Consider the following 21,546-nt stretch of genomic DNA (forward strand, 5'->3'; position numbering starts at 1 on the left):
CGCACCGCACATCCGGCCATTCGCGCCCCTGCCCACGGACCCGGGAGACCGTCCGGCCGCACCGCGCTCTTGCGCAGAGGCCCGCTAGACAGGTATATATTCAGGACCGTAAATAGTTAAGTTTCTTTAGAGTTGGAGGTGGGCGCGTTGCGAAGACGGTTCAGCAAGCTCCTCGTCGGCGGTGCGGTCGGTCTGCTGGCCGTGGCGACGGCGCTGATGGTGACCCCCGCCGCACATTCCTCCGTCGGACAGGACGAGGCGTGCCGGCCGGACGGGCTGTACCCGACGCCAGGCGTGGCGGTGCCGTACTGCACCGTCTACGACACCGACGGCCGGGAGAAGCTGGGCGCCGACCACAACCGGCGCATCATCGGCTACTTCACCAGCTGGCGCACCGGACGCAACGGCGCCCCGGCGTACCTGGCCAACCAGATCCCCTGGGACAAGGTCACCCACATCAACTACGCCTTCGCCCACGTCGACGCCGCCAACAAGATCTCGGTCGGCAACCCGAAGGCGGCGGACAATCCGGCCACCAACATGACCTGGCCGGGCGTCGCCGGCGCCGAGATGGATCCGCAGTACGCCTACACCGGGCACTTCAACCTGCTCAACAAGTACAAGAAGCAGAACCCGAACGTCCGTACGCTGATCAGCGTCGGCGGCTGGGCCGAGACCGGCGGCTACTTCGACGACAACGGCGACCGGGTCGACGCCGGCGGCTTCTACCGGATGACCACCACCGGCAGCAACACGATCAACACCGCCGGCATCGCCACCTTCGCCGACTCCGTGGTCGCCTTCCTGCGCACCTACGGCTTCGACGGCGTGGACATCGACTACGAGTACCCGACCTCCAACAACAAGGCCGGCAACCCGCTCGACTTCGCCCAGGCGGACGCCAAACGGGCGGGGCTCAACGCCTCCTACCAGGTGCTGATGAAGACGCTGCGGGAGAAGCTCGACGCGGCCGCCGCCACGGACGGCAAGCACTACCTGCTCACGGTGGCCGCACCCGCCTCCGGATGGCTGCTGCGGGGGATGGAGTCCTCGCAGGCGCTCCAGTACCTGGACTACGTCAACATCATGTCGTACGACCTGCACGGGTCCTGGAACCATCATGTCGGCCCGAACGCCGCCCTCTTCGACAACGGCGACGACGCCGAACTCGCCGCCGGCGGCGTCTACGGCGCGTACGGCAACATCGGGTACCTCAACACCGACTGGGCCTACCACTACTTCCGGGGCGCGCTGCCCAGCGGGCGGGTCAACATCGGCGTCCCCTACTACACCCGCGGCTGGCAGGGTGTCACCGGCGGCACCAACGGGCTGTGGGGCCGCGCCGCACTGCCGGACCAGACCAAGTGCCCGCCGGGCACCGGCTCCTCGATCGGCTCCACCACCCCCTGTGGGAACGGCGCGATCGGCATCGACAACCTCTGGCACGACCTGGACGGTGCCGGCGGGGAGGTGCCCGCCGGGGCGAACCCGATGTGGCACGCCAAGAACCTGGAACGCGGCATCACCCCGGACTACCTGTCCGCGTACGGCCTCACGCCGGCCACCGACCCGACCGACCGGATCAGCGGCAGCTACGCCCGCCACTACTCCGCCGCGCTGGTCGCGCCCTGGCTGTGGAACGCGCAGAAGGGCGTCTTCCTCTCCACCGAGGACGAGCAGTCCCTCGGCGCCAAGGCGGACTACGTGGTGGACAAGGGCATCGGCGGCGTGATGATCTGGGAACTCGCCGGTGACTACGCGTACGACCAGGCCAAGGGCCAGTACGGCATGGGCGAGACGCTCACCACCCTGCTCTACGACAAGTTCCGCACGGCACCCGCGTACGGTGCCCGGCGGGCCGCCGTCACCCTGCCGGCCCGGACCATCGACGTGACCGCCACGGTCGGGGGGTTCGCTCTCGGCGACAACAACTACCCGATCAACCCCGAACTGCGGCTCACCAACAACACCGGCGGTCCGATCCCGGCCGGGGCGCAGCTGGAGTTCGACTACCCGACCACCACACCGACCCTCACCCAGCAGTCCGGCTGGGCCCTGACCACCGTGTCCACCGGGCACACCGGCAGCAACGTGGGCGGGCTCAGGGGCGACTACAACCGGGTGCGGCTCACCGTGCCGGCCGCCATCGCCCCGGGCGCGTACGCGGAGGTGACCCTCAACTACCAGCTGCCGATCGCCGGGCCGGCCAACTTCACCCTCTCCTTCGGCGGGCAGACGTACTCGCTGGCCAGCGACCACGCCCGTGGGGCCGTGCCGGTCGACCCGACGCCCAGCCCGAGCACCCCGCCGGGCGGCGGGACCTGCGCCGCGCCGGCCTGGTCGGCGGGCACCGCGTACTCCGGCGGCGCGAGGGTGTCGCACGCCGGGCGTACCTGGAGTGCGAAGTGGTGGACGCAGGGCGACACCCCGGGCAGCGCCGCCGTGTGGGCCGACGAGGGGGCCTGCGCCTCCCCGACGACCTCGCCGACGGTCTCGCCGACGGTCTCGCCGACGGTTTCGCCGACCCCGACCGGCGGAGCCTGCACCGCGCCGGCCTGGTCGGCGGGCACCGCCTACTCCGGCGGCGCGGTGGTGTCCCACGAGGGGCGCCGGTGGACCGCCCGGTGGTGGACCCAGGGTGACGTGCCGGGAGCCGGCGCCCAGGGCGTCTGGACCGACAACGGTCCCTGCTGAACCCCGATGGCGGGGCCGCCGATCACCGGCGGCCCCGCCCGAACGACGGCCGCGTACCGGTGCAGACGGTGCGCGGCCGTGCCGCGTCGTCCCCCGGCGTCGCCCGGCGTCAGTCGGCCGTCTGCGCGGCGGCGGTGCCGGCCGGGGTGGTGGCGGTCTCGGCGAGCGCGGTGCGCAGGACGTCGTGCAGTGGCCCGTCGGGGTGGTCGATCCAGTGCTGGATGGCGACGCGCAGGGAGGCCAGGAAGGTCGCCGCCACGACCCGGGACCGCAGCGCCCGGTCGGGGCCGGTCAGCCGCTGGGCGACGTCGTCGGCGAGATCGCGCTCGATGGCGGTGTAGGCCGCGATCTGCTGCGCGACGAGGCCCGGGTGCCCGCGTAGCTGACGGCGGTGCAGCAGCCAGGAGGGCGGGGCGTTGCCGTACGCCTCGACGGCGAGGCGTTCGGCGGCCGCGCTCAGCACGGCCCACGGCGGCGCGTCGGCCGGCTGCCGGCGGACCAGTTCCAGCAGCCGGCGCAGCCGTACGGCGTCGCCGTGGAAGACCGCCTCCTCCTTGCTGGAGAAGTAGTTGGAGAACGTCCTGCGGGAGACGTTCGCGGCGTCGGCGATGGCCTCCACGGTGACCCGGTCGAGCCCGTGTTCCGTGGCGAGGCGCAGGGCAGCCTCGTGCAGGGCCAGGCGGGTGGCCGCCTTCTTGCGCTCGCGCAGCCCGGTGGTCTCCTCCATGGGCGACAGCCTACGGGGCCGTGACTCAGTTCTCATCGCGCAAACTTGCACTGTGAGCAAGATCGGCAGATGCTTGTGTGCGGCAACCATCTGCGACAGGGGGGGGCGGCGTGGAAACTGCTGGCCGCGAGCTCGGTGCGAGGCTCTCCGAGCTGATCCGCAGCGTACGGCTGATCAAACGGCACCGGGCCGACGTCCGGCCGACGGTGCCGGTCGGCCTCGCCGGCCTCCTCATGCAGATCGAGAAGCTGCCCGCCGACTGCCACGCCCGGGAGCTGGCGGCCCGCAGCGGGCTCGACCCGTCGACCGTCAGCCGCGCCGTCGCCTCGCTCGTCAGCCACGGACTGGTCGAGCGGCGCGCCGACCCCGCCGACAAGCGGGCCAGCCTGCTGACCGTCACCCCGGCCGGGCGGGCCGCCCTGACCGACACCTACGACTGGTACGGCCGGATCCTCGACACCGCGCTCGCCGACTGGACCCCCGCAGAGGTGGCGGCGTTCGCCACCGCGCTCGGCCGGTTCACCCGCGACATCGAGACCGTCCTCGGACACCACGACAACCTGGAGGCCGCGCGATGAGCGCACCCACCACCACGGCCGGCGACGCGCCGATGACACACCGGCAGACGCTGGAGGCCCTCAGCGGCCTGCTGCTGGTGCTGTTCGTCGCCATGCTCAGCGGCACCGTCGTCTCGACGGCGCTGCCGAACATCATTGGCGCGTTGAACGGGTCGCAGACCCAGTACACCTGGGTGGTCACCGCCACCCTGCTCACCGCGACCGCGACCACCCCGATCTGGGGCAAGCTCGCCGACCTGTTCAACAAGAAGCTCCTGGTCCAGATCGCCATCGTCGTCTTCCTGGTCGGCTCGGTGATCGCCGGCTTCGCCCAGACGGCCGGCCAGCTCATCGCCGCCCGCGCGTTCCAGGGCATCGGCGTCGGCGGCCTCCAGGCCCTCGTCCAGGTCGCCATCGCCGCGATGATCCCGCCCCGGGAGCGCGGCCGGTACAACGGCTACCTCGGTGGCGTCATGGCGGTGGCGACCGTCGGTGGCCCGCTGCTGGGCGGGCTGATCGTCGACACGTCCTGGCTCGGCTGGCGCTGGTGCTTCTTCGTCGGCGTCCCCGTCGCCGCCATCGCGCTGGTCCTCCTCCAGTTCACCCTGCGCCTGCCGACGGTCCGCCGCGAGAACGTCAAGATCGACTACCTGGGCGCGGCCCTGATCGCCGCCGGCGTCAGCGTGCTGCTCATCTGGATCTCCTTCGTCGACGACTCGTTCGCCTGGGCCTCCTGGCAGACGGCCGCCATGGTGGGTGGTGCGGTCGCGCTGCTCGCCCTGGCCGTCTGGGTGGAGTCGCGGGCCGACGAGCCGGTCGTCCCGCTCGATCTCGTCCGCCAGCGGACCACCGCCCTGGCCATCCTGGGCAGCCTGGCGGTCGGCATGGCGATGTTCGGCGGCGCCGTCTTCCTCGGCCAGTACTTCCAGATCGGCCGCGGCTACAGCCCGACCGAGGCCGGGCTGCTCACCATCCCGATGATGGCCGGCGTCCTCGGATCGTCGATCATCGCAGGCCGGCTGATCACGAAGACCGGGAAGATCAAGCCGTACATCGTGTTCGGCGCGATCGTGCTCGTCATCGGGTTCGCCCTGCTCGGCACCATCGACCACGAGACCTCGCTGGTGCTGGTCGGTGCGGCCATGTTCATCGTCGGCGTCGGGGTCGGCATGACGATGCAGAACCTCGTCCTCGCCGTGCAGAACACCGTCTCGCTCCGGGACATCGGCGCGGCCAGCTCGACCGTCGCGTTCTTCCGCTCGCTCGGCGGCACGATCGGCGTGTCGGTGCTCGGCGCGGTCCTCGCCCGCCGGGTGACCGACCAGATCACCGCCGACCTCTCCGCCGCCGGCATCCCCGCCTCCGGCAGCGCGGGAGCGGGCAGCCTGAACCTCGACGCCATGCCCGGCGCGGTCCAGCAGATCGTCCGCGCGGCGTACGGGGACGCCACCGGCCACATCTTCCTCATCTCCGCCGCGATCGCCGTCGTCGGCATCATCGCCGCGGTCCTGTTGAAGCCGGTCGGCCTGCGCAGCAGCCTGGACCTGCCCGATCCCGCCAGGTCGACGGCCGTGGCCGCCGACGCGGTCGACGGCGCCCCCGCCTTCGACCAGGTGAGCGTGCCGGCCGCGGCGACGGAGGCACCGGCGCGCCGCTGAGGCCCGACCAACGGAAGCGGGGTCGCCACCGTCTCGGACGGTGGCGACCCCGCTCTGCTGGGGGTGTGAGGAAGGGGCCCTTCCTCACGCCTGGTGTACAGGAAGGGCCCCTTCCCTGCATCCGAGCAGGTGCCTGGCAGGGGCGTGTCACGAGCGTGACGGCACCGACCGGCGGCCGGGCTCAGTTGACGCCGGCGCCCGCGGTCACCGGGTCGTCGTCCCGGTTGCAGGTGGGGAAGAGGTTGTCCCACAGCTCCGGCACGCCGTTCTGGTCTCCGCAGATCGTCGTCGTCGGCAGCGGAAGCGGGGTGCCCGGCCTGACGACCGTCAGGTCGGGGATCGACGATCCGGCGACCGTGTCATTGGCGGCGCCGTCGGCGGAGGTCCCGCCGACCGCCGGCGCGCCGAGGGCGATGAGCAGGAGCGCGCCCGGTACGAGGAGCCGTACACCGAGGCGACCGTCGACTACCGTCCGCATGTGACCTCCCTGGAGTTGTCCGTCGGATGCGAGCGTGATCGAGTCGGGGGACGCGGTCAAGCCCGTCCCGGTCACGACCCGGTCACACGCCTCCACCTGCGACGGGATCCGTCAATGTGTGCCGCGGGGCAGGTTCAGCTGGCTTTCCGGGGCGTTTCGGGCAGCGCCGCCCTCGTGACGGGGTCGTCACTCATGGTCGTGTGGGCGGTGTCCCCGCCGCCTGCCGGGAAGAGGCGACACGCGGCCGGTGTGCCCCTCGTCCCTGTGGTAGAAAGCCCGGGTGGCCGCCATGCGTTTCCAACTTCTGGGACCGCTCGAGGTGCGGATCGACGGTCGGCCGGTGCCGCTCGGCACGGTGAAGCAACGGCTGCTCTGCGCCGCCCTGCTGCTGGACCCGAACGAGGTGCTGCACACCGAACACCTCGCCGAGATGCTGTGGGACGAGCCCCGGCCGGCGTCCGCGGCGGCCAACCTGAGGACGTACGCCCACGGGCTGCGCCAAGCCCTGCGCGACCGGTCGGACGGGGCGAGCCGGCTGCACACCGGCACCGGCGGCTACCTGCTCGAGGTGCGCCCCGGCGAGCGGGACCTCGACGAGTTCGAGGAGGCGGCCCAGCACGGCCGCGACGCCCGTGCCCGGGGCGAGCTGCGGCAGGCGGAGGCGAGCCTGGCCCACGCGCTCACCCTCTGGCGCGACTCACCGCTCGCCGGGCTGCCCCTGCCCCACCCGGTCGCCGTACGCCTGAACCGCCTGCACGAGCAACGGCTGATGGTCGAGGAGGAGCACGTCCAGGCCAAACTCGACCTGGGCGCGTCCGCCGAGCTGGTCGGGCGGCTGCGCGAGCACGTCGACAACCATCCCCTGCGGCAGCGTGGCTGGGGTCAGCTGATGACCGCGCTCTACCGCACCGGCGACATCGCGGGCGCGGTCGACGCGTACCTGCGGGCCCGACGGGTGCTGGCCGATCAGCTCGGCATCGATCCCAGCCCTTGGCTGGAGGCGCTCTACCGCGACATCCTCGACCACAGTCCCGCCCTGACCGGCGAGCCGCAGCGGTCACAGCCCGAGCGGATCGTGGTGCGCGGGCTGCCGCCGGCCGTCGACACCTTCGTCGGCCGACAGGCCGAGATGGACACCGTACGCGGCTGGCTCGACGAAACCGCGACGTGCCCGGTGGTCGCGTTGCACGGTCCGGGAGGGGCCGGCAAGTCGGCGCTGGCCGTCCGGCTCGCCCACCACCTCGCCGACCGGTACCCCGGCGGCGCCCTCTACGTGGACCTGCAGGGATCGGACGTCGACCTGCCGCCGCTGCGACCCATCGACGTCCTCGGCCGCTTCCTCCGCGCGCTCGGGGTGCCGGGCAACGCCGTGCCGGGCGACGTCGGCGAAGCCACCGTCGCGTACCGGTCCGAGCTCGCGGGGCGGGGCGTGCTCGTCGTCCTCGACAACGCCCGCGACGCCGCCCAGGTCAGGAGCCTGCTGCCGGCGGACGCCTCGTGCGGTGTCGTGGTCACCAGCAGGCGGATGCTCGCGACCCTGCCCAACGGCCGGCATCTCGCCGTGGGGCTGCTGTCCCGCGCGGAGGCGGTCGGGCTGCTCGCTGGCGAGTGCGGCGCCGACCGGGTGACGGCCGAGCCGGACGCGGCCGTCCGCCTGGTGGATCTCTGCGGCCTGCTGCCGCTGGCCATCCGCATCGTCGGCGCCCGCCTGGTCAGCCGGCCGGGCTGGCCGATCGCCCGCCTGGTCGAGCGGCTCGCCGACCCCGGGCTCCGCCTCAACGAGCTGGAGTTCGACGACCTCAGCGTCCGGCCGTCCATCGCGCTCACCTACGCCGCGCTGCGCGACGGGGGCCCGGGGGAGCAGCTGTGCGCCCGCGCCTTCCGGCTGATCGGCGACAGCCGGCTGCCCGCCGTCACCACCCGCGCCGTCGCCGCCCTGCTCGGCGAGTCGCCCGCCCGGGCCGAGACCGTCCTCGAACGCCTCGTCGACGAGCGGTTGGCGGAGCCCCGGGAGCCGGGCGTCTACGGCGTCCACGACCTGGTCCGCCTGTACGCCGTCGAACGGGCCGAGGACGAGATGCCGGGCGACCGGGAGGCCGCGCTGCGGCGGCTGCTGGAGGCGTACGTGCAGGGGGCCCGGGAGCTGGAGCGGATGGCCAACGCCGGCTGGTCGCCGACCGGCGCCGACGGCCAGGACCGACCCGCCTGGCAGGAGCCGCCGCAGACCCCCGCGGAGGCCGTCCGGTGGCTGGCCGAGGAGCACCTCAACATCCTGGCCGCCTTCCGGCAGGCGTCGACCGCCTCCACCGGCACCGCGAAGCTCGCGGCCGAGCTGGCCTGGGGAAGCGTCGCCTCGTTGCGCAGGCACGGCTACCTCCTGGAGGCCCTCACCCTCGTCGACGGCGCCGCCGCCACCACCGAGCGGCTCGGCCTCACGCTCGAACACTGTGCCGCGCTGTTCTACCGGGCGGCGTTCAACAAGGGCACCGCCGACCCGTCGGTGGTCGAGGCGGACCTGCGGCGCTGCCTCGAACTCCTCCAGTCGCTCGGCGACCGCGACCGGATCGCCACCTGCCTGGAGGCCCTCGGCAACCTGCGCCACCGGATGGGCGACGTGTCGCGCGCCCTCGCCCACCACGACGAGGCGCTCGCGCTCCGCCGCGAGTCGGGCCGGCTGCTCATGATCGGCGCGACCCTCAGCAACTCCGCCCAGGTGCGCCTCTCCGCCGGGGCCGGGGAACAGGCCTTCGCGGACGTCGAGGAGGCGCTGCGGATCGCCCGCGACATCGACGCCGTGGGCCTGATCGGTGCGGCCCTCACCATGCGGGGGCAACTGCTGTGCCGCACCGACCGGTGGTCCGAGGCCCGTGAGTGCCTCGACGAGGCGCTGGCCGCCACCGACCGCTCAGGCGACCTGCCGTCGCGCTGCGAGGCGCTGCTGTCGCGCGCGGCGGCCCACCTCCGCCTCGGGCGTCACGCCGCTGCCGCCCACGACGCCGACGAGGCGGGCTCGACGGCCGTCCGGATCGGTGACCGCTACCTGCTGGCCGTCGCGCGCCAGGCCCTGAGCCGGATCGCCGGGGCCGCGGGTGACGCCGGCGCCGCAGCGAAGCTGGACTCCGACGCCCGGGCCCTGTTCAGGTCGCTGCCGGGCTATCAGGAGCCGCAGTACGTCGAGTACTTCGGCCAGCACTGACCGGCGACGCCCATCGTGCCGGTGCTCGAGGTCCACCGCGACGTCCAAGCGACCCCTCGGCGTCGCCGGCGCGGACTGACGACAACTCGCCTGCGCAAAGACGACGGTGGGGAGGGACGGTGATCCGTCCCTCCCCACCGTCGACCGTGCCGCTCAGGACAGGAACTTGTCCAGGGCGGCCTCGATGCTGCCGGAGTCCGGCGCCGCGTGCGACTTCATGGTGGTCTTGTTGTACGAGATGAAGCTCGGGCAGCGCGCCGCCGGGGCGCTGATGGTGCCGCCGTCGCCGATCTTCTCGCCGGTCTTCGCGGCGTAGAAGGTCAGGGTGTAGCGCGACGAGATGTAGTCGATGGTGACCTGCTTGCCGGCGCTGTCCTTGTACTGGCACTTCTTCGGCGCGCCCTCGCTGCCCTCGACGAACTTGAGGCAGCCGACCACGGAGACCGTCTGGAAGTCGGCGCTCTTGGCGTAGTACGGCTTGTTCGAGGCGACCGACTTCGACGACCAGAAGTTCGGCCGGTCGGGGTTGTTCGAGAACGTGTACGCCTTGGCGCCGGACGGGCCGTTGTAGGTGGCCGCGTTCAGGATCTGGCCGCCGTCGCAGACGTTGGACAGGTCGCTGGAGTAGCGGGCGGTGACCGCGTTGTTGCTCGGCTCCTGCGTCTCCTGCTGCCCGGGGGTGGGGGAGGCGTCCGTGCCCGGCGTGCTGCTGGTGCCGGCGTCGGGGCTGGGGCCGCCGGTCGCGACGATGGTGGGCTCGTCGTCGTCACCGTTGACGAGGACGAGGCCGATGCCGGCGCCGCAGATGGCGAGCACGAGGACCACCGCGCCGGCGACCAACCCGATGACCAGGCCCTTGTTCGACTTCTTCGGCGGCGGGAAGGGAGCACCGAACTGCGGCGCCTGCGCTGGCTGCCCGTAACCCGGGTACCCGCCCTGCTGCGGGGCCGGCGGCCCGCTCCAAGGGGTGACGTTCGGGTCCGGCTGCTGCCCTCCGTACGGAGGGTAACTGTCGCTCATGTGAAGCCCTTATCGCTGTCGACGTGTGCCCAGGCACGGGATCAGGGATCAGGGTAGTGAGCGCCGCAAACCGTGACGATGGGCGGCTGAATTCGATAGAGGCACAGTTCGGTACCGACGGCGTCACGCGTGACTCTGCGTACGAGTTACGGCTCAGTACGTGGCGGGATGTCCGTGCATCCGGGGATTGCGGGCGGCGTTGATCCGGGCCGCCGGAAGGGAATTCCGTTGTGCCGCCCCGGGTGCGGACCGGTGGGCGGGCCCGAGGCGGTGCTGTGATCAGGATCACTCGTTTGTGCACCGAGATCTAGCCGACATTCGGCTAGGAAAGCCGCGGTTGCCGGCCCGGAAGCCTGTTCAGGCTTCCGGGCCGACCGCGCCGGCGCGGCGTGTGGATCCGGCGTGTGGGTGTGGCGGTTGTCAGGCGGGCGCGCAGGTCACCGTTCCCGTCGCGGCGCCCCCGGTGGTGCTGCCGAGGAAGCCGAAGGTGGCCTGCGCGCCGGGTGCGAGGGCGCCGTTCCAGTCGACGTGGCGGGCGGTCACCTCGGCCCCGTCCTGCGTCAGCCGGGCGTTCCAGGACTGGCTGATCCGCTGGCCGTCGGTGAACGCGAAGCGGACGGTCCATCCGGAGATCGGCGCGGTGCCGGAGTTGCGTACCGTCACCTCACCCTGGAAGCCGCCCTGCCACTGGCCCACCACGCGATAGCTCGCGGCGCAGCCGCCGGCCGGACCGGTGGGCGTCGGTGTCGGGCTGGCGGTGGGTGTCGGGCTGGCGGTGGGTGTCGGAGTGACGCCGCCCAGCGCCGCGGTCAGGGCCGGGTACCAGCGGTCGGCCATCTTCTGGTCGCCGGCCGCGTTCGGGTGCACGCCGTCGTAGGTGTCGGTGGCCGTGCTGAACCCGGTCCACTGGTCGACCACCACCACCGGCGATGCGGGAGTGCCGGTCGCCGCCGCCCAGCCGTCGATCGCGCCGTTGAGGGCCGTCACCCGCTGGCCGCACTCCGGGCACGTGGGCGGCGCCATGGGGATGATCTTCGCGACGAGGACCCGCATCGCGGGGTTGCTGGCCCGCATCTGGTCCACCAGCCTGCCGTACGCGGCGAGGATCGTGGCGGGCGGGATGTTGCTCCACACGTCGTTGGTGCCGAAGTGCATCAGCACGATGTCGGGCCGGGTGGCGGCGAGCCAGCCCGGCAGCAGGTTCTGGTTGGCCACGTTGGTCACCAGGTAGCCGCCGTGCCCCTCGTTGTCGCCGTCGTGGGGCTGGCCGCAGCCCTGCGGGCCGAGTGTCCCGACGAAGTCGACGTCGGTGTGGCCGGTGGCCTGGAGGCGGTTCCAGAGCACGGAGCGCCAGCAGCCGGGGGACCCGGTGATCGAGTCGCCCAGCGGCATCACCCGTACGGGCGCGGCGACCGCCGGCAGCGCGGGGGAGGGGGCGGTGAGCCCGGCGGCGAGGGTGAGGGGGATCGCCGCCAGCGCGGCGAGCAGGGCGTGGAGCAGGGGCCTTCGGAGCATGGTGGAGGAACTCCTGTCACAGGTCGAGGTCAATGTGTGACGGCCCGGTGCTCCCCCGACAGTCAACCAGCAAAGTCGACGTATCTCAATGGAATCCCGTTTCACGCAAGGCATTCACGACGAATGCCTTTCAACATCTTCCTCATATCGTGAACATCAACAAAATTCACGATCATGAATGTGGCGGCTAAGGTTTGCTCATCGTCCAGACCGCCTGTCGGGTGCGCCACGAGCCACCCGGCGGCCACCACAGTAGGAGGACCGGGAGATGTCACTCCCTCGCACTCATCGGCGTACCCTCGCCGCTGCGGCCAGCGTGTTCGCCAGCGCCGCCATGGTCACCACCATGCTCGGCGCACCGGCGGCGGCCTCGGCCACCGGCGAGATCCTCAGCGCCGGTGGCGCGACCGCCGTGGCCGACAGCTACATCGTGGTACTCAAGGACACCAGCGTCGGCGGCCGCGCCGGCACCCGGCAGGGCGCGGTGAAGAGCACCGCGGGCTCGCTCGCCGCCCGCTTCGGCGGCAGTGTCGGGCACGTCTACGGTGACGCGCTCAACGGCTTCGAGGCGAAGCTCTCCGAGCGGGCCGCCAAGCGCCTCGCCGCGCACCCCGACGTCGCCTACGTCGAGCAGAACCACACCGTGTCGCTCGCGGCCACCCAGAACAACCCGCCGTGGGGCCTGGACCGCATCGACCAGCGGCCCCTCCCGCTGAGCCGCACCTACACCTGGAACAGCAGCGGCACCGGCGTGACGGCGTACATCATCGACACCGGCATCCGGACCACCCACAACGACTTCGCCGGTCAGGCCGTCGACGGCTACGACGCGATCGACAACGCGCTGCCGGCAGCCGACTGCAACGGCCACGGCACGCATGTCGCGGGCACCGTCGGCGGCAACACCTACGGCGTGGCGAAGGACGTCCGGCTCGTCGGCGTCCGGGTGCTGAACTGTCAGGGCAGCGGCACCTGGGCGCAGGTCATCGCCGGCATCAACTGGGTGACCTCGAACCATCAGGCGGGCCAGCCGGCCGTGGCGAACATGAGCCTCGGCGGCGCCACCAACGCCTCCCTGAACACCGCGGTGGCGAACTCGATCGCCGACGGCATCACCTACGCGGTGGCCTCCGGCAACTCGAACGCCAACGCCTGCAACTTCTCGCCGGCCTCCGTGCCGACGGCGCTGACCGTCAACGCCTCGCAGAGCAACGACGCCCGCGCCTCGTTCTCCAACTGGGGCACCTGCACCGACCTGTTCGCCCCGGGCGTGGGCGTGCTGTCGGCCTGGTACAACAGCAACACCGCCACCAACACCATCAGCGGCACCTCGATGGCCTCGCCGCACGTCGCGGGCGCGGCTGCCCGGGTGCTCAGCGTCTACCCGAGCTGGACGCCCGCCCAGGTCCACTCGTACATCGTCAGCCAGGCCACCCCGAACGTGATCACCAGCCCCGGCACCGGTTCGCCGAACCGCCTGCTCTACCTGGCTCCCACCTTCTGACCGACACCGTCGGCACACCGGCCCCGGGGCGTCCGCGCCCCGGGGCCGGCGCGCGTGCGGAAGAGGTCGACGGGTGTCCATGTTGCGGGGAGGTCGGGGCGCGCCTAAGCTGCCAGCAGTGGGAGCGCTCCCGGGCCCGTGGGCGGGGATCTGTCGCGAGGCTCCCGGCCGGACGACCCGCCTGCGGGCCGTCGGCCTACGAACTGCCGTACCCGTCGGGCGGACGTGGCGTCCCGCCGCCCTGCGCTGCCGGCACCCTCACCACCGATCGGAAGCGAAGGCACCCGCATGAAGTTCCTACCGCGCCCGTCCCGGCGCACCCTGGTCATCGCCGGCGCGGTCGGCGCGCTGACCGTCGCGGCGTCGGCCGCCGTCCCGGTCGCCAGCGCCCAGGCCGCCACCGGCTGCGCCGTCACCTACACCACCAGCAGCTGGTCCGGTGGCTTCACCGCGAACATCACGATCAAGAACCTGGGCGACGCGGTGGACGGCTGGACGCTCGGCTTCGCCTTCCCCGACGCCGGCCAACGGGTCGGCCAGGGCTGGTCGGCGACCTGGAGCCAGGCCGGCGCCGCCGTCACCGCGCGCAACGTGAGCTGGAACGGCGCGCTGGCGACCGGCGCGTCGACCAGCATCGGGTTCAACGGCACCTGGAGCGCCGCCAACCCCGCGCCGACGTCGTTCACCCTCAACGGCACCGCCTGCACGGGCGCGACCACGCCGACCACCCCGCCGGCCCCCACCACGCCGCCGCCCACGACCCCGCCACCGACCACCCCGCCGCCCACGACCCCGCCGCCGGGCGGTCAGACGCCGGTCGCGATCAACGGGCAGCTGCGGGTGTGCGGGGCCAACCTGTGCAACCAGTACGGAAAGCCGATCCAGCTGCGTGGCATGAGCAGCCACGGCATCCAGTGGTTCGCCAACTGCCTCAACGACGCCTCGCTCGACGCGCTCGCCACCGACTGGCGGGCCGACCTGCTGCGCATCGCCATGTACGTACAGGAGGACGGCTACGAGACCGACCCGGCCGGGTTCACCAACCGGGTCAACAACCTCGTCGACGAGGCCGAGCAGCGGGGCATGTACGCGCTTATCGACTTCCACACGCTGACGCCCGGCGACCCGATGTACAACCTGGAGCGGGCCAAGACCTTCTTCGCCGCCGTCTCCGCCCGCAACGCCGCCAAGAAGAACGTCATCTACGAGATCGCCAACGAGCCCAACGGCGTCAGCTGGGCGACCATCAAGAGCTACGCCGAGCAGGTCATCCCGGTCATCCGCGCCAACGACCCGGACGCGGTGGTCGTGGTCGGCACCCGTGGCTGGTCGTCGCTGGGCGTCTCCGACGGCTCAGGTGCCAACGAGATCATCAACAACCCGGTGAACGCCACAAACGTCATGTACACGTTCCACTTCTACGCCGCGTCCCACCGGGACAACTACCGGGCCGAGGTGGAGCGGGCCGCCGCCCGGCTGCCGCTGTTCGTCACCGAGTTCGGCACGGTGGACTACACCGGTGACGGCGGGGTCGACGTCGCCAGCAGCACCGCCTGGATCGACCTGCTGGACCGCCTGAAGATCAGCTACGCGAACTGGACCTACTCGGACAAGGCCGAGGGCAGCGCCGCGTTGCGGCCGGGCACCTGCGCCGGCGGCGTCTACACCGGCCCGAACGTGCTCACCCAGTCGGGCGCCCTGATCCGGGACCGCATCCGTACGCCGGACAACTTCCCGACCGCCTGATCCCGTTTCGCGCGAGGCCCCGCCGCACCCGGCGGGGCCTCGCCGCGTCGCCAGGCGGGGCAGGGCCGTTGCGCTCAGGCGGGTACGGCGTGGTCCGCCTCGAACCGCTCCCGGGTGAGGAACGCCAGCTGGGCCCGCTTGTCGGGCATGTCGATCTCGTCGGCGAAGGTGAAGCCCTCCCGCCGCAGCCGGTCGAGCGCGCGCTCGTTGCGGACGTCGGGCTCGACGACGATCCGGAGCCGGGTGGGGTCGGCGAACAGATAGCGGGCGAGGGCGGGGCCGATGGCGGTGGTGAGGCCCTTCGGCGGGCGCCTCCCGGGGGCGAGCAGCAGGTGCATGCCGACGTCGCCGGGCCGCACGGTGTAGCGCTCGCCGACCGGGTCCGCCTCCGGCTGGTAGGTCTGGAACAGGCCGATCGGCGCGTCGTCGAGCATGATCAGGTACGCGTGGTGGGTGTCGAGGCCGTCGACGAACTCGTAGATCTCCCGCACCTCGTCTACCGAGTGCGCACCCATGCCCCAGAACGCCGCCCGGGGCTCGGTCACCCAGCCGTGCACCAGTTCCGCGTGGGCCTTCGGGTCCAGCGCGACGAGCGACAGCTCGCCGAAGCCGGGGATGTTCTCCTGATATGTCACGGTGTCGCGTCTCCTGGTTCTGGGGTGAGTTCTCGCCAGTCGGTGACCACCGGAACCAGCTCGCCGCCGGCCCACAGTGGCAGTTGGTCGTCGAAGTGCGGGTCGCCGGGGCGCCCGGACGCGCCGAAGGGGACGATCCAGCGGCTCTCGGCGCGGTCGGTCAGGTCCCACACGTAGCGGGCCACCGGGCCCCGCCAGCACGCGTCGGACACGCCGGGCACGCTCGACGTGGCCAGCACGCAGTCGGCGTCGCCGGCCAGCGCGACCCACTCCCGCATGCCCCGTACCGCCTCGTCGGTGGCCGCCGCCACGCCCAGGTGGACGGGGTGCAGCACGTGCCGTCGGCCCCACGGCCCCGGCGGGTCGCCCGCCGCGACGTCCTCGAGCGCCCCGGCCGCCACGGGACCGATGTCGCCGCCGAGGCGGTGCAGCCCGGTGGCCACCCCGTCGAGGGCGTGGCCGATGCGGGACAGCGGGTCGGTCCACGGCGCGAACAGGCCGTCGAACGCGCTCGGGGCGTCGCGCAGCGGGCGCAGGCACGGGTGGTCGTACAGCCGGCGGGCCAGGGCCGCGCGCCAGGCGGCCCAGGCGCCGGCGTCGGCGCTCTCGGCCTCCATCCGGCCGTCCCACGTGGTCAGCCGGTCCCGCAGCCGCCGGGCCGGCCCGCTGAGCCCGTCGGGGTCGACCCGGTCGAGCAGGCCGCGCAGCGCCCCGGCATCGAGCCGGGTGTCCATGTGTACGGCCTCCGGCCGGGCGCCGTCGGCGAGCAGGGCGCGGATGCGGCGGGCCCGGTGCGGCGGGGCGAAGCCGGTGCCGAGGTCCGCCACGTCGGGCCGGCGGTCGTTGGCGCAGACCGCGAACCCGTCGACGGCGGTGCGGCGCGGCTCGGCGTAGCCGCCGTGCCACCGGTACCGGGGATCGTCGCCGGGCACCGGCTCCCGGCGGCACCGGTCGTCGCGCAGCGGGACGAGGCCGGCGACCAACTGGTGGACCGTTCCGCGCCGGTCGGCGACCAGGACGCTGTTGACCGGCTCGACCCAGTCGCGCAGCGCGTCGGCGACGTCGTCGGCGCTGCGGGCGCGCAGCAGCGGCAGCAGGGCGTCGAAGCCCAGGCGCTGCTCGACCCGGCTGGGGGTACGCAGGCTGATCGCCTCGCCGGTGTTCCGGTCGTGGTCGACGACCGGCCCGCGCGACGTCTCGATCACCTCGACGGACTCCGCTTCGCCGCCCCGGACCTCGATCCGCTCGACGTGCCGGTGCGCCGGCACCCAGCCGTCCGCCTCGCGGACCAGCACCCGGTCGCCGTCGCGGCGCAGCTGTTCGCGGTAGAGGTCCTGGTAGTCGGCCATCGCGTTGGTGACGGCCCAGGCGACCTCGCCGGCGTGTCCGAAGTGGGGGAGGCCGGGCACGCCGGGGAACGCGAAACCGAACACGTCGAACTCGGGGCAGGCGAGGCGCACCTGGTGGTAGATGCCGGGCAGTTCGAGGATGCGGTGCGGGTCGCCGGCGATGACGGGCGCCCGTCCGGTGCCGGGGTCGCCGGGCACGGCCCACGCGTTGCTGCCCGACCCGTCGGGGCCCTCGACGGCGAACAGGCCGGCCGCGGACGGGCCGAGGGTGGCGGCGACGTGGGCGTGCCACAGCTTGTTGGGGAAGGTGGAGAAGAGCACGTGCTGGACGAGGAAGACCCCCAGCGGCGACCACGGCCGCCACCGGCCCGGGGCGCAGCCGGCCGCCGCGAACTCGGGTGCCGCGGCGGCGCCCTCGGCGAGTCCCTCGTTGACCCCGTCGACGTAGGCGCCGACCCACCGCCGGGTGGCGGGGGCGAGCCGCTCGAAGCAGCGCCGGGCGGTGTCGTCGAGGCGGGCCCGGCGGGCGAAGCGGTCCCAGCCCAGCTCGGCGGGGCCGACGTGCTCGGCGAGCCGGCCCTCGGAGCGCCACCGTTCCACTTCGATCTGCCAGGCCCGGTCGACGGCGGCGACCCGCCCCTGCAACCGGGCGAGGCCGTCGACGCTGTCGGCGCTCAGGTGCGGGACACCCCACCGGTCGCGATGGACGCCGGTCATCGTCGCGCCGGGCGGATGGGCGGTCGTCCCGCCTGCCACAGGAATGTCAACTTAGGCTACCCTCCCCTAACTGAGGCAGACCTTACCTGGAGGGGTGCGTGAAGCGAAACTGGGAAGCCCTGGTGCTCAAGGCGATGGGCGGTCGCGAATTCCGGCTGACCGTGCTCGGCACCGAGTCCGTCGGCGAGCACTACCGCCGACTGCGCATGGACGGCGGCGGGCTGCTGGAGGCGTGCGGCGTGCACCCCACCATGTGGGTGCGGCTGTGGTTCGACAACGACGGCAAGCCGCACCAGCGCGCGTACACCCTCGTCGACCCCGACCCGGCGACCGGCCGCTTCGACCTGGAGTTCGCCATCCACGACGGATGCGCCGCCCGCTGGGCCGCCGCCGCCCAGGCCGGCGACACCATCGACGCGACCGTGCAGGGCACCGGGTTCAGCCTGCCGGACCCCGCCCCGCGGCACCTCTACCTGGTGGGCGACGCCGCCTCGCTCCCGGCGGTGAACAGCCTGCTCGCCGCGGCCCCCGACACCCCGGCGACGGTCTGGCTCGAGTACGCCCACGAGGGCGAGAAGGAGCTGGCGCCGCGCGCCCACGCCAAGCACCAGGTCACCTGGGTGCCGCGCCGCGACGAGGGCCAGCACCTGGTCGAGACGGTCTGCGCGGCCCTGCCCGCCGCCGAGGACGCCCACTACTGGGTGGCCTGCGAGGCGGCCAGCACGCGCGGCATCACCAAGCACGTGCGGCGGACGCTGGGCGTCGGCAAGCACCAGCTCACCTCGCTGGCCTACTGGAGCGCCCGGTGAGAGGTCGGCTCGGCACGCTGACCGCGCTCTACGTCACGCAGTACCTCGGCATCGGCTTCATCACCGTCGGGCTGACCGCCATCCTGCGCGACGGCGGCACCTCCCTCGACACGCTGGCGCTGTTGCAGTTCGTCGGCCTGGTCTGGCCGATCAAGTTCCTCTGGGCGCCCGTCCTCGACCGGTACGGCTCCCGCCACCGTGGGCACTACCGGTCCTGGCTGCTGGTGCTCCAGGGCGGCCTGGTGCTGGCCCTGCTGGCCCTGCTGCCGTTCGACCGCCCGGCCGCGCAGCTCGGCCCGGTCGTCGCGATCTGCGTCGCCTACGTGTTCCTCTCCGCGACGCAGGACATCGCCGTCGACGCCGTCGCCGTCCGGCTGCTCTCCGAGCGCTCGCGGGGCACCGGCAACGGCATCCAGGTCGCCGCGAGCTACGTCGGTAACCTGCTCGGCGGCGGGGCCTGCGTGGTCGTCTACGACCGGTTCGGCTGGGCGCCCGCGATCCTGCTGCTCGCCGCCCTGACCGCCGTCGGCCTGCTGGTGGTGTGGCGGTTCCGCGAGCCGGACCGCACCGACCGCGTCGCCAGCGCCGGTGCGGCGTACCGGGCGCTGCTGTCGGTGCTGGGTCAGCCCGGCTGCCGCCGGTGGACCTTCGGCGTGGTGCCGCTGGTCTACATCGGCGCGGGCGCGACGTACGCCCTGGTGACGCCGGCCCTGGTGGACGCGGACTGGTCGCTGGCGCGCATCGGCGTGGTGACCGGCGTGGTGACCAGCCTGCCGGCCATCGTGGCCGGTCTGGTCTCCGGGGCCGCGATCGGCCGGTTCGGGCGGGGTCGCGTGCTCGTCGCCGGGGGAGTGGCGCTCGCGCTGTCCACGGCGATGCTGCTGCCGTTGCTGAACGGCCGGGCCCCGCTCGCCGGGACGGTCGCCGCGCTCTGCTGCTTCATGGCCGCCTACACGATCGCCAACGTCGTGCTCTACACGGTCAACATGGACTACTCCCGGCCCGGCACCGGCGGTACGGACTTCACGGTGCTGTCGTCGTTCGGGCTGGTCTGCTCGTTCGTGGCGGCCTCCGTCGCGCTGGCCGCGGCCGAGGTGTTCGGCTATCCCGCGGTCGCGGTGGCCTCCGTCGTCCTGGTGGCGCTCGGCGTCGCGCTGGGCCTCGGGCACCAGCGGCGGTTCCCGCCCCGATCCGTTGCGGCGCCGGGGGAGCGCGAGTTGTCGAAGGTGCCCGGCTGAGTGATATCGCTCAATGTGGGCAACGATGTTGACACATCCTTAGGTTAGGGTAACCTAAGCTCGCTCGATCACCGACTGCGGGCGGATGGTGACGTCCCGCCATCTCGCCGTACCGTCCATTCCCGACCGTTGAGGACCCGCATGAGCCTGCCCGGCCCCACCGTCCAGGTGCCTACGACCGGGGTGACCCCCGCCTCCCACGGCGCCCGCGCCCACCTCTTCACCGCCGGCACGGTGGAGGACTACCGGCGCGTGCTGGCCGAGGGGATCGGCCGGGTCGCGGCCCGGATGGCCGAGGTGGACCGGCCGTTCACCGGCGTGACACCGGACGAGCTGGCGCCGCGGATCGCCGGCATCGACCTGGACCTGCCGCTGGGCGACAGCGGCGCCGCGCTCGACGAGCTGCACGACGTCTACCTGCGCGACGCCGTCTACTTCCACCACCCCCGCTACCTCGCGCACCTCAACTGCCCGGTGGTGATCCCCGCGCTGCTCGGCGAGGCGGTGCTCACCGCCGTCAACTCCTCGCTGGACACCTGGGACCAGAGCGCCGGCGGCACCCTGATCGAGCGCCGGCTCATCGACTGGACGGCCGACCGGATCGGCCTGGGGCCGGCGGCCGACGGCATCTTCACCAGCGGCGGCACCCAGTCCAACCTCCAGGCGATGCTGCTGGCCCGCGAGGAGACCTGCGCGAACCTCGTCGGCCGGACGACCGAGCGGCAGTCCCGCCCGGAGCTGCTGTCGCGACTGCGCATCATCACCTCGGCGGCCGGCCACTTCAGCGTGCAGAAGGCGGCCAAGCTGCTCGGCCTCGGCGCCGACGCGGTGGTCACCGTGCCCACCGACGCCGACCGGGGGATGCGCACCGCCGACCTGGCCCGGGAGATCGCCCGGTGCCGGGAGGAGGGGCTGGCGGTGATGGCCGTCGTCGCCACCGCCGGCACCACCGACTTCGGCACCATCGACCCGCTGCCGCAGATCGCCGACATCTGCGCCGCCGCCGGCGTCTGGCTGCACGTCGACGCCGCGTACGGCTGCGGGCTGCTGGTGTCGCCGACCCGGCGGCACCTGCTCGACGGCATCGAGCGGGCCGACTCGGTCACCGTCGACTACCACAAGTCGTTCTTCCAGCCGGTCAGCTCCAGCGCGCTGCTGGTCCGCGACCGGCGCGTGCTGCGGCACGCCACCTGGCACGCCGACTACCTCAACCCGGCGCGGATGGTCGAGCAGCGCATCCCCAACCAGGTCGACAAGAGCATCCAGACCACCCGCCGCTTCGACGCCCTCAAGCTCTGGCTGACCCTGCGGATCATGGGACCGGACGCGATCGGCGAGCTCTTCGACGAGGTGGTCGACCGGGCCGCCGCCGCGTGGCAGCTGCTCAGCGGGGACCCCCGCTTCGAGGTGGTGACCCGCTCGCAGTTGAGCACCGTGGTCTTCCGCTACCTGCCGGCCGCCGCCGGCCGGGAGATCGTCGACGACGCCAACCTGTACGCCCGCGAGGCGCTGGCCGCCTCCGGCGCCGGGCTCGTCGCCGGCACCAAGGTCGACGGCGCGCACTACCTCAAGCTCACCCTGCTCAACCCCGAGACCACGATGGACGACATCGCCCACGTCCTCGACCTCCTCGCCGAACACGCCGGCTGGTACGCCCAGACCAGGGCCACCGCCGAGCTGTCCTGCCCCGTCGGCTGACGATC

At 72.7% G+C, this 21,546-nt stretch carries 15 protein-coding genes; 9 read left to right on the top strand and 6 right to left on the bottom strand.

The features are described from left to right. The first annotated feature begins 138 nt into the window (after positions 1 to 138). The gene (locus ACN27A_RS00965) at positions 139 to 2,694 is read left to right on the top strand and encodes a glycosyl hydrolase family 18 protein (protein ID WP_421449017.1); all 2,556 of its coding nucleotides are present in this window, start codon (positions 139 to 141) and stop codon (positions 2,692 to 2,694) included. Between the two features lie 109 nt (positions 2,695 to 2,803). Here the strand turns inward: ACN27A_RS00965 and ACN27A_RS00970 are convergent, their stop codons facing one another. Further along, positions 2,804 to 3,421, bottom strand: a complete 618-nt coding sequence (locus ACN27A_RS00970) for a TetR/AcrR family transcriptional regulator (RefSeq protein WP_421449019.1) — start codon at positions 3,419 to 3,421, stop codon at positions 2,804 to 2,806. 110 nt (positions 3,422 to 3,531) lie between these two features. On the opposite strand from ACN27A_RS00970, the gene ACN27A_RS00975 reads away from it, so the two are divergent. Both ACN27A_RS00975 and ACN27A_RS00980 read left to right on the top strand, forming a co-directional pair. Further along, positions 3,532 to 3,999: a MarR family winged helix-turn-helix transcriptional regulator gene (locus tag ACN27A_RS00975; protein ID WP_357580931.1), complete on the top strand. Its 468-nt coding sequence runs from the start codon at positions 3,532 to 3,534 to the stop codon at positions 3,997 to 3,999. Next, the gene (locus tag ACN27A_RS00980) at positions 3,996 to 5,636 is read left to right on the top strand and encodes an MDR family MFS transporter (RefSeq protein ID WP_421449021.1); all 1,641 of its coding nucleotides are present in this window, start codon (positions 3,996 to 3,998) and stop codon (positions 5,634 to 5,636) included. Before ACN27A_RS00975 ends, ACN27A_RS00980 begins: the two co-directional genes overlap by 4 nt. Positions 5,637 to 5,817: 181 nt before the next feature. On the opposite strand, the gene ACN27A_RS00985 is transcribed toward ACN27A_RS00980, so the two are convergent. Then, positions 5,818 to 6,114 carry a hypothetical protein gene (locus ACN27A_RS00985; protein WP_421449023.1) on the bottom strand — a complete coding sequence of 99 codons (297 nt, stop codon included), beginning with the start codon at positions 6,112 to 6,114 and terminating at the stop codon, positions 5,818 to 5,820. A 289-nt stretch (positions 6,115 to 6,403) separates the two neighbouring features. Between ACN27A_RS00985 and ACN27A_RS00990 the strand changes: the two genes are divergently transcribed. After that, positions 6,404 to 9,310: a BTAD domain-containing putative transcriptional regulator gene (locus tag ACN27A_RS00990; RefSeq protein ID WP_421458340.1), complete on the top strand. Its 2,907-nt coding sequence runs from the start codon at positions 6,404 to 6,406 to the stop codon at positions 9,308 to 9,310. Between the two features lie 153 nt (positions 9,311 to 9,463). On the opposite strand, the gene ACN27A_RS00995 is transcribed toward ACN27A_RS00990, so the two are convergent. Beyond that, a complete protein-coding gene (locus tag ACN27A_RS00995) occupies positions 9,464 to 10,330 on the bottom strand; it encodes a hypothetical protein (RefSeq protein WP_132234047.1) in 867 nt (288 codons plus the stop codon). Between the two features lie 420 nt (positions 10,331 to 10,750). Continuing rightward, positions 10,751 to 11,845 carry a cellulose binding domain-containing protein gene (locus tag ACN27A_RS01000; RefSeq protein WP_421449025.1) on the bottom strand — a complete coding sequence of 365 codons (1,095 nt, stop codon included), beginning with the start codon at positions 11,843 to 11,845 and terminating at the stop codon, positions 10,751 to 10,753. 268 nt (positions 11,846 to 12,113) lie between these two features. On the opposite strand from ACN27A_RS01000, the gene ACN27A_RS01005 reads away from it, so the two are divergent. Continuing rightward, positions 12,114 to 13,349, top strand: a complete 1,236-nt coding sequence (locus ACN27A_RS01005; RefSeq protein ID WP_421449028.1) for a S8 family peptidase — start codon at positions 12,114 to 12,116, stop codon at positions 13,347 to 13,349. Between the two features lie 288 nt (positions 13,350 to 13,637). After that, positions 13,638 to 15,095, top strand: a complete 1,458-nt coding sequence (locus ACN27A_RS01010; RefSeq protein WP_421449030.1) for a cellulase family glycosylhydrolase — start codon at positions 13,638 to 13,640, stop codon at positions 15,093 to 15,095. A gap of 74 nt (positions 15,096 to 15,169) precedes the next feature. Here ACN27A_RS01010 and ACN27A_RS01015 read toward each other — a convergent pair whose 3' ends face one another. Beyond that, positions 15,170 to 15,730, bottom strand: a complete 561-nt coding sequence (locus ACN27A_RS01015) for a GNAT family N-acetyltransferase (RefSeq protein WP_421449032.1) — start codon at positions 15,728 to 15,730, stop codon at positions 15,170 to 15,172. Next, positions 15,727 to 17,796, bottom strand: coding sequence for a penicillin acylase family protein (locus ACN27A_RS01020; RefSeq protein WP_421449034.1), 2,070 nt, complete (start codon positions 17,794 to 17,796; stop codon positions 15,727 to 15,729). Before ACN27A_RS01020 ends, ACN27A_RS01015 begins: the two co-directional genes overlap by 4 nt. 98 nt (positions 17,797 to 17,894) lie before the next feature. On the opposite strand from ACN27A_RS01020, the gene ACN27A_RS01025 reads away from it, so the two are divergent. From ACN27A_RS01025 to ACN27A_RS01035, 3 genes are all read left to right on the top strand, one after another. After that, positions 17,895 to 18,605, top strand: a complete 711-nt coding sequence (locus ACN27A_RS01025) for a siderophore-interacting protein (RefSeq protein WP_121397772.1) — start codon at positions 17,895 to 17,897, stop codon at positions 18,603 to 18,605. Beyond that, positions 18,602 to 19,843, top strand: a complete 1,242-nt coding sequence (locus ACN27A_RS01030; RefSeq protein ID WP_421449037.1) for an MFS transporter — start codon at positions 18,602 to 18,604, stop codon at positions 19,841 to 19,843. The genes ACN27A_RS01025 and ACN27A_RS01030 overlap by 4 nt, the downstream gene beginning before the upstream one ends. Positions 19,844 to 19,984: 141 nt before the next feature. Continuing rightward, positions 19,985 to 21,541, top strand: a complete 1,557-nt coding sequence (locus ACN27A_RS01035; protein WP_421449039.1) for a pyridoxal phosphate-dependent decarboxylase family protein — start codon at positions 19,985 to 19,987, stop codon at positions 21,539 to 21,541. Positions 21,542 to 21,546: the final 5 nt, after the last annotated feature.

This window comes from Micromonospora sp. WMMD737, from assembly GCF_049179055.1.
GTDB lineage: Bacteria > Actinomycetota > Actinomycetes > Mycobacteriales > Micromonosporaceae > Micromonospora > Micromonospora reichwaldensis.